Source organism: Dysgonomonas termitidis, assembly GCF_042654545.1.
GTDB lineage: Bacteria > Bacteroidota > Bacteroidia > Bacteroidales > Dysgonomonadaceae > Dysgonomonas > Dysgonomonas termitidis.
The window spans coordinates 1-14,548 of sequence record NZ_JBHSGN010000146.1 but is presented as its reverse complement, the minus strand read 5'-3'; the positions used below and the strand labels follow the sequence as shown (position 1 = coordinate 14,548).

Annotated in this window: 12 protein-coding genes; 4 read left to right on the top strand and 8 right to left on the bottom strand. The window is 42.0% G+C overall.

Annotation, left to right across the window (positions count from 1 at the left end; all coding sequences use genetic code 11):
- Positions 1–24: 24 nt before the first annotated feature.
- The gene (locus ACFO6W_RS23140; RefSeq protein WP_380000974.1) at positions 25–786 is read left to right on the top strand and encodes a TIGR03915 family putative DNA repair protein; all 762 of its coding nucleotides are present in this window, start codon (positions 25–27) and stop codon (positions 784–786) included.
- A 58-nt stretch (positions 787–844) separates the two neighbouring features.
- Here ACFO6W_RS23140 and ACFO6W_RS23135 read toward each other — a convergent pair whose 3' ends face one another.
- From ACFO6W_RS23135 to ACFO6W_RS23115, 5 genes are all read right to left on the bottom strand, one after another.
- Positions 845–2,173 carry a TolC family protein gene (locus ACFO6W_RS23135; protein WP_380000972.1) on the bottom strand — a complete coding sequence of 443 codons (1,329 nt, stop codon included), beginning with the start codon at positions 2,171–2,173 and terminating at the stop codon, positions 845–847.
- A 21-nt stretch (positions 2,174–2,194) separates the two neighbouring features.
- The gene (locus ACFO6W_RS23130; protein ID WP_380000970.1) at positions 2,195–5,254 is read right to left on the bottom strand and encodes an efflux RND transporter permease subunit; all 3,060 of its coding nucleotides are present in this window, start codon (positions 5,252–5,254) and stop codon (positions 2,195–2,197) included.
- Positions 5,255–5,363: 109 nt separating this feature from the next.
- Complete coding sequence (locus ACFO6W_RS23125) at positions 5,364–6,467, bottom strand: efflux RND transporter periplasmic adaptor subunit (RefSeq protein WP_380000968.1); 1,104 nt, start codon at positions 6,465–6,467, stop codon at positions 5,364–5,366.
- A 362-nt stretch (positions 6,468–6,829) separates the two neighbouring features.
- The gene (locus ACFO6W_RS23120; protein WP_380000966.1) at positions 6,830–7,696 is read right to left on the bottom strand and encodes a DUF6599 family protein; all 867 of its coding nucleotides are present in this window, start codon (positions 7,694–7,696) and stop codon (positions 6,830–6,832) included.
- Between the two features lie 15 nt (positions 7,697–7,711).
- Positions 7,712–8,899, bottom strand: coding sequence for an aldo/keto reductase (locus ACFO6W_RS23115; RefSeq protein WP_380000964.1), 1,188 nt, complete (start codon positions 8,897–8,899; stop codon positions 7,712–7,714).
- A 289-nt stretch (positions 8,900–9,188) separates the two neighbouring features.
- Here ACFO6W_RS23115 and ACFO6W_RS23110 point away from each other — a divergent pair, with 289 nt between their 5' ends.
- Positions 9,189–10,397, top strand: a complete 1,209-nt coding sequence (locus ACFO6W_RS23110; RefSeq protein ID WP_380000962.1) for a hexokinase family protein — start codon at positions 9,189–9,191, stop codon at positions 10,395–10,397.
- 58 nt (positions 10,398–10,455) lie between these two features.
- Here the strand turns inward: ACFO6W_RS23110 and nadD are convergent, their stop codons facing one another.
- Together nadD and ACFO6W_RS23100 are read right to left on the bottom strand one after the other, a co-directional pair.
- On the bottom strand, positions 10,456–11,052 hold the full coding sequence (nadD, locus tag ACFO6W_RS23105; RefSeq protein WP_380000960.1) for a nicotinate (nicotinamide) nucleotide adenylyltransferase: 597 nt from the start codon (positions 11,050–11,052) through the stop codon (positions 10,456–10,458).
- A 77-nt stretch (positions 11,053–11,129) separates the two neighbouring features.
- On the bottom strand, positions 11,130–11,291 hold the full coding sequence (locus ACFO6W_RS23100) for a hypothetical protein (protein WP_380000958.1): 162 nt from the start codon (positions 11,289–11,291) through the stop codon (positions 11,130–11,132).
- A gap of 229 nt (positions 11,292–11,520) precedes the next feature.
- Between ACFO6W_RS23100 and ACFO6W_RS23095 the strand changes: the two genes are divergently transcribed.
- Both ACFO6W_RS23095 and ACFO6W_RS23090 read left to right on the top strand, forming a co-directional pair.
- Entirely contained in the window at positions 11,521–13,137 is a 1,617-nt protein-coding gene (locus ACFO6W_RS23095; protein WP_380000956.1) for an ABC-F family ATP-binding cassette domain-containing protein, read from the top strand.
- Positions 13,138–13,213: 76 nt separating this feature from the next.
- A complete protein-coding gene (locus ACFO6W_RS23090; protein WP_380000954.1) occupies positions 13,214–13,696 on the top strand; it encodes a hypothetical protein in 483 nt (160 codons plus the stop codon).
- A 124-nt stretch (positions 13,697–13,820) separates the two neighbouring features.
- Here the strand turns inward: ACFO6W_RS23090 and ACFO6W_RS23085 are convergent, their stop codons facing one another.
- Positions 13,821–14,267, bottom strand: a complete 447-nt coding sequence (locus ACFO6W_RS23085; RefSeq protein ID WP_380000952.1) for a tellurite resistance TerB family protein — start codon at positions 14,265–14,267, stop codon at positions 13,821–13,823.
- Positions 14,268–14,548 lie beyond the last annotated feature (281 nt).

The following is a 14,548-nucleotide window of genomic DNA, read 5'->3' as shown; positions in this document are numbered from 1 at the left end:
AAATCTTAATTCTTAATTAAAAAATTGCTCGTCTTTTTTTACGATAAAACATTTGAAGGTTTGCTTACCGCAATCTTCGACGCCTATAGCCGGAAAACTTTTCCTGACAGACTATTAGGTGAAGGAGAGATTGCACCTATGTTTATGGAAGACTGTCATACCATAACCACTCAGGAAGATAAAGCTACCCGCGTATGGACTTCCCTGCAAAATAAACTAAGTAAAGGAGCGCAGAATATGGTGACATATGCCTGGTTGTCTGAAGAAGAAGGAAGTGACGAACTGCTGTTCAGATTTATCAGGAAATCATTTGACAGTAAAATATCTATCGAAACCAATTTTGGGGATGAGGATGTCCTCAAACTGCACCAACTGGCCAGAAAGGTTTCCCATGAAGAATTGTATATAAAACAATTCGTACGCTTTCAGAAGGCAGCTGACGATATTTTCTTCTCTGCCATATCACCCCGTCATAATGCACTGCCTTTGGCGATAGAACATTTCAGGGACCGTTTTTCGGACCAGAAATGGGTTATTTACGATCTGAAACGCAGATATGGTTTTTACTACGATCTGCACACAGTAGTGGAAATGACTCTCGATAACGATGAACATCTGCTGAGCGGTAAATTAGACGAGAACCTGATGGCAGAAGATGAGAAGATGTTTCAGGAATTATGGAAAGGATACTTCAAATCGATGACAATAAAAGAGCGGATCAACCTGAAACTGCAACGTCAGCATATGCCAAAACGCTTTTGGAAATATCTAACCGAGAAACAATGATTCTCACATCCGTAAATCCAATTTCAAAGCGCTCAGGATATAGAATACTCCTTTAAAATCAATTATCAGCATCCATATACTTCAAAACCTGACCACTGATTTGCATCAGGGAAATTTCACACAGTTTTGTATTGAATTCAGCCTGAACCAAACGTTCCTCGGCCTCCAACAAACTATTCTGGGCTTCCCTCAACTCTATCCCCGACAAGTCTCCAAGTTTGTAACGTTCTATCGCTATTTCGTGGTTTTCACGGGCAGTTTCTACATTCTCCTTTTCCAGATTGGTCAACTCTATATTGTTACGGTAAGCCATCCACATATTGGCCAGATCTGCTTTCAGCGACAGTGTGGTTTGTTCATATTCCAGTTGCCTGTTCTCAATCTCGATTTTAGCATTCCGCTGTTTCCTTCTGCTATTGAAGCCGTTAAACAGGTTGAATCCCAGTGTTAGTCCATAATTAAGCCCTAATGTACGCTGATTGCCTATGGTTCCTGTATTATAAATATTCTTCGTAATTCCATATCCTGCATTGAACTTCAGATAAGGATAATTTTCGCTCTGGGCAGTCTTCAGGTCCAATACACTTAGTTTCTTATTTTTGTCGGATAACAGCAGGAACGTATTATTCGAAAGCATACCCTGCATTATATCGTTCTGGTCGAGGAACTCGTTGTATATAATAACCGAATCCTTAGTTTCTATCATCTGGTCTATCTTCTTCTGAGCCATCAGCTTATTCAGCAATACACGGGATGTGTACAGCACTTCATATTGCTTGATTAACTGTGAACTGTCACTGTTGAAGTCTACACGCGCCTGCTGCATATCCAGCCGTGAACCTGCTCCTATTTCATAACGGGCTTCTACTATCCGCAAGCGTTCTTTCGATAATTTCACTGCCGATTTCAGGTTTTTCAGGCGGATGGTTTGCTGTATATAATTATAATATTCGGAAGTAATATCAGCTATAAAAGTTTCGATAGCCAGCTGGGTATCCAGTTTACCCATTTGTTGCAGTTCTTTCAGCCGGTTATAATTCGTCTGTATATTGAAGCCATCGAAGATAGTCCAGTTAAGGTTTATACCTGCGTTGAGATTCTGATTATTCACTCCATTGCTTGTATTCGTCTCCCCCGACTCCAGTTTCTGCTTTACATTGTTCGAGGTACCCGAGTAGCCGCTCGTAAGGTCTACCGTAGGTAAATATCCGGCATTCCCTATAGTCATATTATTATCGGATACTTCCTGATTGTTTCTTGATATACGGATATCATAGTTATTCATTAAACCCTCCTGTATACACCTGTTCAGGTCATATATATTCTGGGATTCAGATATGGCAGGCAAAATAAATAACAGTAATATAGCAGATAAATATTTTTTCATATACGATTGTAATATAATACATTAACCATTAAGAGCAATCTTTGCGTCTTCTTTTTCTTTCTTCCTTCCCCTGTCTGTCGAAATATACAAATACATGGCAGGCACTATAAATATCGTCAGCAACGTAGATACCATCATCCCTCCGATAACAGCCACACCCATTGCCATACGTCCGTTTGCACCTTCAGCACTTGCAAATACAAGAGGCAGCAGCCCCAGCACGGTACAAAAACTGGTCATAAGGATTGGACGCAGACGCTGCACGGATGCTCCCTGTATAGCTTCCAGTTTACTCATTCCGGCTTCCTGCCGCTGGTTAGCAAATTCAACGATAAGGATACCATTTTTGGCTACCAGACCAATGAGCATGATAATACCAATCTGGCTGAAAATATTCATTGATATATCTTTTATGTACATAAACAGCAACGCCCCTGCAATAGCCAGCGGAACCGTAAGCATGATAACGAACGGATCTTTGAAACTTTCGAACTGCGCGGCCAGAATAAGGAATATGAGCAATATAGCCAGTACAAATGCAAACATCAGGCTGGATGAACTTTCCCTGAAATCTTTCGAATCTCCGGCCAATGCCGTACGGAAAGTATCATCGAGAGTTTCTTTGGCTATGCGATCCATTTCGTTGAGTCCCGCGCCTATAGTCACACCCGGAGAGAGTCCGGCGGATATTGTAGCCGAGTTGAAGCGATTGTAACGATAAAGTTGCGGAGGAGCCACGCTTTCTTCCAATTTTACCAGATTACCTAACTGAATCATACTACCCGTAAGATTTTTGAGATATATCGATTTCAAATCGACCGGTGTATTCCGTTGCTGACGGTTTATCTCACCTAGTATCTGGTATTGTTTTCCGTTCATGTAGAAATAGCCCATACGCTGTCCGCTGAGCGCATACTGGAGCGTTTGTCCGATATCTCTCGTGCTGACACCCAATACGGCCGCCTTGTTGCGGTCGATGATTATCCGCGTTTCGGGTTTGGTGAATTTGAGGTTTACATCGGCCATTTGGAATAAAGGACTTTCCTGCACTTTCTGCATAAATGCAGGGATAAACTCTTCCAGTTTGGCAATATTAGGAGCCTGCAGTACATATTGTATAGGCATACTGGAACGCCGGCCTCCGAATGTAGATTGCTGCTGGACAAAGGTACGGGCACCCGTTTCCTTTCTTACGGCTTTGGATAGTTCGTCGGCTATTTCCATCTGGCTCCTGTCCCTGTCTTTAATACCGGACAGGTTGAGGTTGACGTTACCTCCCCCGGTCCATACACGCATCGTATTTATCAGTCTTTCGGGCGCTACGGAATCAGCTATAGTCGCTATTTTTTCCGTATAATTTCTCATATATTCATAAGTAGAGCCTTCCGGACCGCTGGTTCTTATTGTTATTTGTGAACGGTCTTCCAACGGAGCCATTTCGGATGGAATAACCTTCATCAAATATACGATTGACACTAATGTAATGATAATAATAGGCCATATGATAATCTTGATGCTCAGAAACTTATGCAGGGCATTATGGTATCCGTTCATCAATCCGTTGAAAAACGGCTCAGTCTTTCTATAAAACCAATTGGGCTTGTCTTCTTTCTTCAACAATTTGGTGGAGAGCATCGGGGTAAATGTCAGAGCCACAAATGCAGAAATGAGCACGGCTCCGGCGATGACGAAGCTGAACTCGCGGAAAAGCCGCCCTGTCATTCCTTCCAGGAATACGATAGGAAAAAATACGGCTACAACACTAATAGTTGTAGATATCACGGCAAAGAATATTTCCTTCGAGCCCTCTATCCCGGCCTCTTTAGGGGACATTCCTTCTTCTATTTTCAGATATATGTTCTCCGTGACCACAATGGCATCGTCGACCACCAGCCCCACGGCAAGCACTACGGCAAGCATGGATAGTACATTGATGGAGAATCCGGCCACATACATGACGAAAAATGCACCTACCAGCGATACGGGTATCACCACGCATGGCACGAGGGTCACGCGCCAGTCGCGCAGAAAGAGAAAGATAATGATAACAACAAGGGCAAAGGCAATATACACGGTTTCTTCCACTTCGGCTATCGACGCGCGTATAAATTTAGTATTATCAAAAGCCACATCGATGAATACATCTTCAGGCAGGTCTTTTTTCAGTTGTTCGAGACGTACCATTGCTTCGTCCGATATTTCTATCTGATTTGCACCCGGCTGAGGTATGATAACGGTACTTACAGCCGGTACCCCGTTGCGGCGCATGAGGCTGCGCTGATCTTCCGTTCCCAGTTCGGCGGTACCCACATCCTTGAAGCGCACCACATTAAAATTATCTTCCTTGATAATCATATTGTTAAACTCTTCCGGAGTCTGCATCAGACCTAGTGTACGGATAGTAAGTTCCAGGGCATCGCCTTCTATACTTCCCGAAGGTAATTCTACGTTCTCGCGGTCGACGGCATTTTTCACATCCATAGGAGTAATACCGTACGAAGCCATTTTTACAGGATCTAGCCAAAGGCGCATCGAGTAACGGTTTTGTCCCCATATTTCCACCGCGCTCACGTTTGGTATTGTCTGCAAACGTTCTTTTACTGTAAGTTCGGCTATTTCGCTGAGCTCCAATAACGAACGCTTTTCACTCTGAATACTGATCTGGATAATCGGGTTTGCATCGGCATCTGCTTTCGATACGGTAGGCGGATCGCAATCGCGGGGCAGATAACGCTGTGCTCGTGATACTTTGTCACGCACATCATTAGCTGCCGTCTCCAAATCTACTGTAAGTTCGAACTCCACCGTAATACGGCACGAGCCCTGGCTACTGCTACTGGTCAGCGACCTGATGCCCGGAATACCGTTAATATTCTGTTCCAGAGGTTCGGTTATCTGATTCTCTATAATTTCGGCATTCGCACCGGGATAGGTGACGTTTACCGAGATAATGGGGTTGTCTATATTGGGATATTCACGTACGCCCAGATATGTATACCCAATCATACCCAACAGGAATATGACCAGTACGAATACTGTTGCCAGTACGGGGCGTTTGATACTTACTTCGGATATTGTCATATTTTAAATTCAATTAGCAAATTAGCAAATTAGCAGATTAGCAGATTATATATTCCTGTACCTGTCGCTTCGCGCCATTTACAGATCGGCTAATTCTCAAATTTACCAATCAATTATTGTCTACAAAATTATCTATTGTCACGGGTAACCCGTCACGCAATTGCATCACTCCCGTAACAAGCAAAGTATCACCTATGCTCAGTCCATTGAGTACCTGTACCGAAGCGGCCGTACGCATTCCTTTTTTCAATGTCACCTGATGAGCTTTTCCATCTTTGTACACATAGGCTATGTCACGCCCCATCTCCGCTATAGTAGACAAACTGGGCACAACAATAGTATTCTTTATTTCCTGCAATCTTATCTCCACGTTTGTAGATAAACCCGGTTTGAGGCGTCCGCCGACATTGGGATATAAAGCACGGGCTTTTAGAGTCAGTGTGACTTTGTCAAGATTCGATTCCACGGCATACACGGTGGCTCCGTATGTACTCAGGTCGTTGTCGAATGTAAAAGTGATAGGCGTCCCGGCCTTTATATTGTTTACATAGGCTTCACCCACCGAAAACTCGACTTTCAGCGGTGATATTTTAGTCAGCCGCGTTACAATCGTCGACGGGGAAGCGTATGTGCCTTCACTTACCAAACGCAGGCCCACAATACCATCGAATGGAGCACGCAGCTCGGTTTGCGCAATTCGCGATTCGGTAAGTTCGATGTCAGCCATAAGTTTATCCAGTTCCGTATTTACGGACTCATACGCTTCCTGGCTCACAGCATCCTTAGCCAGCAGCGCTTTTTGACGAAATACACGGTCTTGCGCCAGAGGTATCTGCGCTTTCAGTTTTTTTAGTTCAGCCTGTAATGGCTTGTCGTTTACTTTGGCCAGCAATTGCCCTTTCCGCACATTGGAACCTTCGTTGAAATGTATTTCCGTGATTTTCCCGGAAGTCTCAAACGACAGGTCCACCTCTTCGTCGGGTATCAGTAAGCCTTTTTCACGAATCGTTTCGGTCAGGTTATCCGGCTTTAGTATCATGGCGTTTACATTCAATGTATTCCGCACACGGTTGCCACCCGGACCACTGTCTTTTATTGTAGTGTTTTGTTCTTCTTCAGGCGATACGATCCTCTTTATCTGAGGATAAAATGCCATTCCGGCAATAAGCAGCACAATTATAACGATAAGTGCTATTTTCGTCTTTTTGTTCATAGTAAATATTCAATTTCATTAGTCGTTTTTCGTGACCCGGCATAATCAAAATAAATTTTGCTCTGCTCTCGCTACTTAAAACGTTCAATTTCACTAGTCGTTCTTCGTGACTCGGCATATCAAAATGAATTTCGTTTCTACCCATGGCTCAACGAAAACGGTCTCTATTTAGGGCCTCAAAAATATACTCTCGGAAAATGTGACGGCAAGTAAATAAAAAGGTTTAATGCCGGAGTGCAATTTTAGTGTTTCTTCACATTGGTAAACAAAAATTACGCAAAGGATTTTGTCTGAAAATATAAAAGCTCAATGACATTTGTTCATTAAGCTTTTATTGTGTGATTGTTTGCTGCATTTCATATTTAAAGTGATACGGCTATCTTTTCCAGAATATCACCTGCTCCAGCTATTTTATTCCCATTTTCGGAGAATATACCTATTATATATTGCCCTTTCCAGATAGCTGGGATATCTCCATTATAGCGGTCTTTTATCATTAGATTCCCCTCTGTGAAGTCTAGAGGTTGTTTAGTAAAAGTGAAATACTTTTCCAGTACCGCCTTTGCCCCGTCGGCCGATTTAGCGTCGACAATGAATGCCTGAAACGTCATGTTATCCTTCTCATACTTGGCTGTATAAACCATATTGAGAAAATTATGACCTATATAATTGGCAGTAACGTATGTTTCGGAATGAGGGAGCATATCCTCTCCGGGAAAAGCTTTAACGACCGGGGGATAATCTGCATTTGCATCGATACTTCCGGCTAAACGCGTTGCTATTGCTCTCATCGTTTCCGATACGTTTTCCTCTGCGCTGCTCCACATTTTCACATATACATTGCCTGCAAAAAAGAAAATACCGGAATCGTCCCCCTGAGCTTCACCCCCGACAGGAAAAAACTTCAGTTCGGACGAACGCTCCGATGCATACATTCCGAATGCATCTTCCGGGCTCGCATGGCGGTATGCCTGTATAGAGATATAGTCGTCGCCCCGGGTGTATTCCATCTGGGTCATTTCCCTGAAATTATTCTCTAAATATAAAGGTGCCGCACCGTTGATACGGTCGAACAGGTTCTCGGGGCTGAATACTTCAACCTTATCCGAAACCGTCCAGCCACTGATTGCAGGCAGCCACGATTTCAACTCGGCAGGTGTTTGCGCCGACACCGACAGGGAGTATATTACGCAGAAGAAGAAAATAACAGTGCATTTAAAGGGTTTCATATATATCTGATATAATTAAGTTAAGAACTCGGTGGGTACATGCATCACAGGAGTGATCGCTGCTATCTTTTGCGCTACATTGAACCCCGATGGGCAGTCCACGGCACATGAGTTACAACCTGAGCAGGTATTTTCCGCCAGATTTAGCTCTGTAAGCGTCTCTTTCGACAATTGCGAATATTTATATCCGTAAGTGTACATATACGCGCGCATAATATCGGGGATAGGAAGATGTTCGGTGCATTGGGCCACACATTTATTACATTGCTGGCAAAACATCATTTCCTTATCACATAAGGCCGCCAGATATTCTTGTTCACCTGATGTCAGTTGCGGACTTTGCGCTGCTGCCAGACACTCGTCAAATTCATCATAATTGGAAAATCCCGGGATTGCCGTTGTAATATGTTCATTCTGCCATGCCCACTTCAGGCATGCCTGCGCGTTTATTTTTTTCTTTCCCTCGGCATCTTCCACACCACCGGTCATCGTTTTCATGGCTACAATGCCAATACCGGCTTCGGCGGCACGTTTGACAGCGGCGTCCGTTTCTTTCAGATTATTCAGTTTGAAATTGTAGCTGATAAGTAATACATCATATATCCCGGCCTTTATGGCTGCATCTATTAGTTCCGGTTTATGAGCGTGCGTGGAAAAACCTATAAAACGGGCTTTGCCTTCTTCTTTTATTTTCCTGAGAGCTGCGATTATCCTTTCGTCCAAAACTTCTTCCACATTGCTGTAGGCATGGGCGTAAAAAATATCTACATACTCCATTTTGAGGCGCTTGAGGCTCAATTCTATTTTAGCATTGAGGTCTTGTTCAAAATCGGCTTTTAATGGATAGTCGATTTTAACTTTTGTACCCATAAAATAGCTTTCGCGCGGTTTCCCTTCAAAGAAGTTGCCAAGCATTTCTTCGTTCCGTCCGTTCTGATAACCGTGTGCGGTGTCGAAATGAAAAATCCCCGAATTATAGGCCGCTCTTACTACATTCGGATTATCGGCACGCATGACACCCATACTCAGAATCGGGAGTTTAATGCCTGTGCGGCCTAACGTGCGCACGGGTATCTCATCCATTTTAAGCTGTGTGGTCTTACTTAATGTAGACGCTGTAGCTCCGGGAACAATCAGGGCACCTGCACCCACGGTTGCCGAAAGCCGGAGGAAATCTCTTCTGTTAACACCTTTCTTTTCCATCTTTGTAGTCTAATATTTTAAGGTTTTGAATATATGTGCCGGAATGTACATCTTGTGATCAATCGGTTTTCACAAATATAACAATATTTTTTAAATCAAGATATTAGGGTGTAAAAAATATAGCAGTATATTTTCATTTTTACAAAAAAAAAAATGTGGGCGGTGTTAAGACGTAATAAAATTAGTTATTCATATGTCAATATGTTTATATAAATGACCGATATTCAAGATAGATTTATATTTTTGTAAAACAATTCTAAATTGCCTAATTTAACGATAAATATACCCTATGAAGAAAAACATCTTTAAACTGAAAACAAAGCAATTAAAAGAAATTGCGCAATCACTCCAAACCAAAGTAGAAAACGGCCTTGTAAAAGACAATACCGAAATTCAGTGTATTCCTACTTATATCAATCCCAAAACATCGGGAATAGAAGGATCGGCACTGGTACTCGATTTGGGAGGAACGAATTACCGTGTTGCCACAATTGATTTTGTCGACGGAAAAGCGTCTATACATCCCGAAAATGGATGGAAGAAAGACCTGTCGGTAATGAAAACACCGGGCTTTACCGAAGCTGACCTGTTCAAAGAGCAGGCTGACCCGATCGGCGAGATAAAAATGGAAGGAAAGATGCCAATCGGTTACTGCTTTTCTTATCCGGCAGAATCCATGCTCAATGGCGATGCATCCCTCATACGCTGGACAAAAGGCGTAGATATCAAAGAAATGCTGGGAAAACCTGTTGGCCAGCCACTGCGTGATTATCTGAATAAGGAAAACGGAGGCAAGTTTACAGAAGTAAAAGTCATAAATGATACCGTAGCAAGTCTTTTTGCCGGTCTGACCGATAGCAGTTACGATGCTTATATCGGATTGATAGTAGGTACAGGAACAAATATGGCTACATTTATCCGCCCTGATAAAATAAAAAAACTGAATCCCGACTATAAAGGCGAAGGCCTGATCCCCGTAAACCTGGAATCAGGTAACTTCTATCCGCCGCATTTAACCGTTATAGATGATAAGGTAGACGCCTGTTCGGACAGCAAAGGGGCGCAACGGTTCGAAAAAGCCGTTTCGGGTATGTATCTGGGTGAAATTCTGAAATCGGTTTTCCCTTGTGATGAATTTGAAGAAAGATTCGACGCACAAAAGCTGACCAATATCATGAATTACCCTGATATCCACAAAAAAAGATATGTAGATGTATCGCGCTGGATATATAAACGTTCGGCTCAACTGGTAGCCGCATCGCTTGCCGGATTGGTGATGGTACTTGTATCACATGACAAATCGATAAAGAAAATCCATCTGGTAGCTGAAGGAAGCCTTTTCTGGAGCGAAGACCGCAAAGGAAAAAACTACAAAGACCTGGTGTCGGAAGAACTTCGCAAGCTGTTGATCGAATTTAATCTCAGCGATGTACATGTTCATATCAGTAAGATGAAGAATGCCAACCTTATAGGGTCGGCTATCGCTGCTTTGTCCTGATTCGATTAAAGATACGGATATATTACAGGATGCTGATATGATGTCAGCATCCTGTTTTTTATTTATTATAAATCTTATTTTCAATTAAATACTCATATTCCCCAACCGGCAGAAAACTGCGGATATCCCTATCCTCCTTTATCGCATTTCTTATAAAAGTAGAAGATATTTCGATCAGCGGAGCATTTACTTTCCGTACATTTTCAGGTAAATCAGAACCTGTCTTGCTGTCTTTTCTTGGATAGACGAGTATAGACACTTCGTTCCTTATATCTTCACTTCGGTACCAATAATGAAAGTTCGCCCAATTATCTTCACCCAATAATAAAACAAATTCACGTTCGGGATACTGTTCTTTCAGCGCAATTATCGTATTTATCGTATAATAAGGCGGAGACAGACGAAACTCTATATCACAGGGCGATATCCGGGGATACGGGTTACAAAAACGGCTCAATATACCGGATCGCACTGTTGCATCGGCCATATCATCCCCTTTATCTGAAGGACAGCGAGGGGTGACTATCAGCCACACTTCTTCCAGATTTTCGAAGGCATACATATAATTGGCTATCATAATATGCCCCATGTGTAAGGGGTTGAATGAGCCGCACATAATGCCTGTCAGTATTTTTTCAGCCGTTTCTTCCTGCATGAATGTAGATATTGATACAAACGCAACAGGAACAAATGTATGAATCTTATAATGAAAAAGAAAAAATCAGATCGGTTTTATGCATCATCTTTTTCAAATTCAAAATCATCGGAACATAATTCTTCCAGGGCTATAGCCAGTTTTACATACGGGCTGTCCGTATTTTCGGAAGGTTTTGTTTTCTGGTTTTTCTTTTTTCCTGTTTTATTGTCGTCCATTTTGTCTTTATAACCTCTCATCTTCGTATCGTTTCAAATGTTAAATCACCTATTTATTTAGACGGATGAAACGGAAAAATATTTTAAGTATTCTGCGTTTATTTTTATGAATAATGCAAATTTCCTAAAATAAATAGATAATGACTTTGCGGCAACAACAAATATTTTGCCCGCCATATCTTCCTGTCACTAATTGTTTGTTTCTTTTTCCTACCTTTGCAGCTCTAAAAAAATAAAAAGGTAAATTTAGATGTTAATTGTAGACAGTTTAAAGGTAGAATTAGGCGACAGGATATTGTTCGATAATATCAGCTATATAATAAACGATAAGGATAAAATCGCTTTGGTCGGTAAAAACGGGGCAGGAAAAAGTACCATGCTCAAGATACTGGCCGGGGTGAATACTCACTATAAAGGCTCGGTAACAGGGCCCGACGGTGTAACTGTCGGCTATTTACCTCAGGTAATGAAGATCACCGATGAACGTACGGTAAGAGAAGAAGCCTCCCTGGCATTCTCTCATATATTCGATTTACAGGCCGACATAGAAGATATGAACAGGCAACTGGAAACCCGTACCGATTACGAATCAGATGATTATGCCAAACTGATAGACGACTTTAGCCATGCGCACGAACGCCTGGCAATGGTGGAAGGCATCAGCTTCGAAGGAGAAGTGGAAAAAGCATTGCTTGGATTAGGCTTTAAGCGTAGCGATCTGGACAGGCTGACCAGTGAATTCAGCGGAGGATGGCGTATGCGCATCGAGCTGGCCAAGCTTCTGTTGAGAAATCCCGATGTTATGCTGCTCGATGAGCCGACCAACCATCTCGATATAGAATCTATCGGCTGGCTCGAAGACTTCATCAATACACAAGCCAAAGCGGTGGTACTGATTTCGCACGACAGGGCATTTATAGATGCCGTTACCACCCGTACCATCGAGCTTACGATGGGGCGTATTTACGACTATAAAGTCAATTACTCCAAATATGTGGAACTTCGTCAGGAACGCCGCCAGCAACAAATACATGCATGGGAAGCCCAGCAAAAACAGATTGCAGAAATAGAGGAATTTATCGAGCGCTTCCGTGCGCAGGCAGCTAAAGCCGTTTTGGTTCAGAGCCGTATCCGCCAGTTGGAAAAGATGGAGCGCGTGGAAATAGACGAAGAAGATAAATCACAGATACGCATTCGTTTCCAGCCTGCTACCCGTTCGGGAAACTATCCGCTGACAGTGGATATGGTAACAAAGAAATATGATGATTACCTTGTGTTCGAAAATGCCAACCTGATGATTGAACGAGGCGAAAAGATAGCTCTGGCGGGAAAAAACGGCGAAGGTAAATCGACATTCGTAAAATGCGTGATGGGTGAAACTCCCTATGAAGGGAATATTATGCCGGGTCACAATGTGGAAGTCGGATACTTCGCCCAGAATCAGGCCGATCTGCTAGATGAAGACCTCACTGTTTTTGAAACTATCGACCGTGTTGCCGAAGGGGATATACGCACACAGATACGCAATATATTAGGCGCATTTATGTTCAACCGAGACGATTCCGAAAAAAAGGTCAAAGTGCTTTCGGGGGGTGAACGCACACGTCTGGCAATGATAAAACTATTGCTTGAGCCTGTCAACCTGCTTATTCTCGATGAGCCAACCAATCATCTCGACCTGAAAACAAAAGAGGTTTTGAAAAATGCCTTGTTAGATTATGACGGTACAGTTATATTAGTTTCCCACGACCGTGATTTTCTTGACGGCCTAGTAACCAAAGTATTTGAATTTTCTGATAAGAAAGTAAGGGAGCACATCGGAGGTATAAGGGATTTCCTGGCAAAGAAAAAGAATTTAACATTTTAATCTGTTATTTTTCCAGCTATTTTATTTATTTTTACCGAAGGCCATTTTTTATTTAATTGCTAAAACAGAACCTAACATGAAAAAAAACTTATTTTATTTACTGACTGTACTATTCATTCTGTCTTCTTGCGGTCCTGATGCTGTAAAGTTCAATGACGCCATTGCCAAAGCAAATGCGGCAATCACGGAGATGAGTGTTTCTTATGACGGAGACCTGACCAATGCAGTTAACAATGAGGACTTTGCCTCCATTGCAGCCAAGACCGACAGCGCCCTGGCCAAGATAGACGCAGAGATAACAATTGTAAAAGCGCTGGATGTTCCTAAAGGCGGTGACAAGTTTAAAGAAGCTGCACTCAAAACATATGAAAGCCTCAGAGGGGTTGTAGAAGCCGGAAAAGGTTTTGCAGCTTTAACTAAGGAATCTGCAATCGAAGATATGGATAAATTGCAGGAAACATATCAGGCAAAAGTGGATGAGTATTCAAAATCATTCGAGGATTTAGCTACAGCCCAGATGGAATATGCCTCTGAAGCAGGTTATCAGGTAAAAAAGTAAGTTTCCGTAATACTTAGTAAAAGCCAACGAGTTATCGTTCATAACTCATAGTTCATATATACTTCCGAAAGTAATAAAAAAGGATGCCCTTTCAAGGGCATCCTTTTTTATTACCGGAATACGGTTAACACTTATTCTTGATAATCATTACTTCGATGATAGAAATAGCTGTTTTCTCGTCTACTGCTAATGCTTCGGCAAGTTGATTAATAATATCCTTTTCATCATCTTCGAGTACCCCGTCGGCAAGAGCGATATCTACCGCACAAGCGAATGCGGTCATTTTCAGATCATCTCCTAACCCGTCTTTGGCTGCTTCGACCAAAGCACCGGGACCTTCTTTTTTCAGTTTGGAAAACAATTTATCGAATAATTTGTCAAACGCAGGACCCGAAAAATTGTCATAGATACGAAGACGTCTGATGTAAGTTACGATGCTGTTCCATTCTTGTGTAGATACTGAACCGTCTGCGCCTGCTACTGCTAATGCCACTGCTGCGAAAGACTCTTGTTGTGTAAATTTCTCATCCCCGCTTGGTGCTGATTTAAACACCTTGTCAAATAAACCCATAGTTTTTAATTTAGTTTGTTAATAAAGTTTTATATCAGTAATAAATTACTGATGAACAAATATAATCCATTTTATGAAGAATGCAATATTCCTTTCTGATATTTAGGCAAATTTTCAGTTAATATAATAACAATACCCTGATATATAATGACGTAATATTGGCAAGGCTTTTTTTAGGTTCATTCTTACATTTATTTTATAACTTTGCCCTGATTTTTATTAATTAATTCAAGTTGCTATTTATAGAATTATCCAATAAAAAAGGTCAATCCCTTAACTTT

What these genes read in the sequence shown, in the direction of transcription:
- ACFO6W_RS23130 (WP_380000970.1), bottom strand. Translation starts at nt 5,254, where the DNA reads ATGACAATATCCGAAGTAAGTATCAAACGCCCCGTACTGGCAACAGTA.
- nadD (WP_380000960.1), bottom strand. Translation starts at nt 11,052, where the DNA reads ATGCAGGAAGAAACGGCTGAAAAAATACTGACAGGCATTATGTGCGGC.
- ACFO6W_RS23135 (WP_380000972.1), bottom strand. Translation starts at nt 2,173, where the DNA reads ATGAAAAAATATTTATCTGCTATATTACTGTTATTTATTTTGCCTGCC.
- ACFO6W_RS23085 (WP_380000952.1), bottom strand. Translation starts at nt 14,267, where the DNA reads ATGGGTTTATTTGACAAGGTGTTTAAATCAGCACCAAGCGGGGATGAG.
- ACFO6W_RS23125 (WP_380000968.1), bottom strand. Translation starts at nt 6,467, where the DNA reads ATGAACAAAAAGACGAAAATAGCACTTATCGTTATAATTGTGCTGCTT.
- ACFO6W_RS23090 (WP_380000954.1), top strand. Translation starts at nt 13,214, where the DNA reads ATGAAAAAAAACTTATTTTATTTACTGACTGTACTATTCATTCTGTCT.
- ACFO6W_RS23120 (WP_380000966.1), bottom strand. Translation starts at nt 7,696, where the DNA reads ATGAAACCCTTTAAATGCACTGTTATTTTCTTCTTCTGCGTAATATAC.
- ACFO6W_RS23100 (WP_380000958.1), bottom strand. Translation starts at nt 11,291, where the DNA reads ATGAGAGGTTATAAAGACAAAATGGACGACAATAAAACAGGAAAAAAG.
- ACFO6W_RS23095 (WP_380000956.1), top strand. Translation starts at nt 11,521, where the DNA reads ATGTTAATTGTAGACAGTTTAAAGGTAGAATTAGGCGACAGGATATTG.
- ACFO6W_RS23115 (WP_380000964.1), bottom strand. Translation starts at nt 8,899, where the DNA reads ATGGAAAAGAAAGGTGTTAACAGAAGAGATTTCCTCCGGCTTTCGGCA.
- ACFO6W_RS23110 (WP_380000962.1), top strand. Translation starts at nt 9,189, where the DNA reads ATGAAGAAAAACATCTTTAAACTGAAAACAAAGCAATTAAAAGAAATT.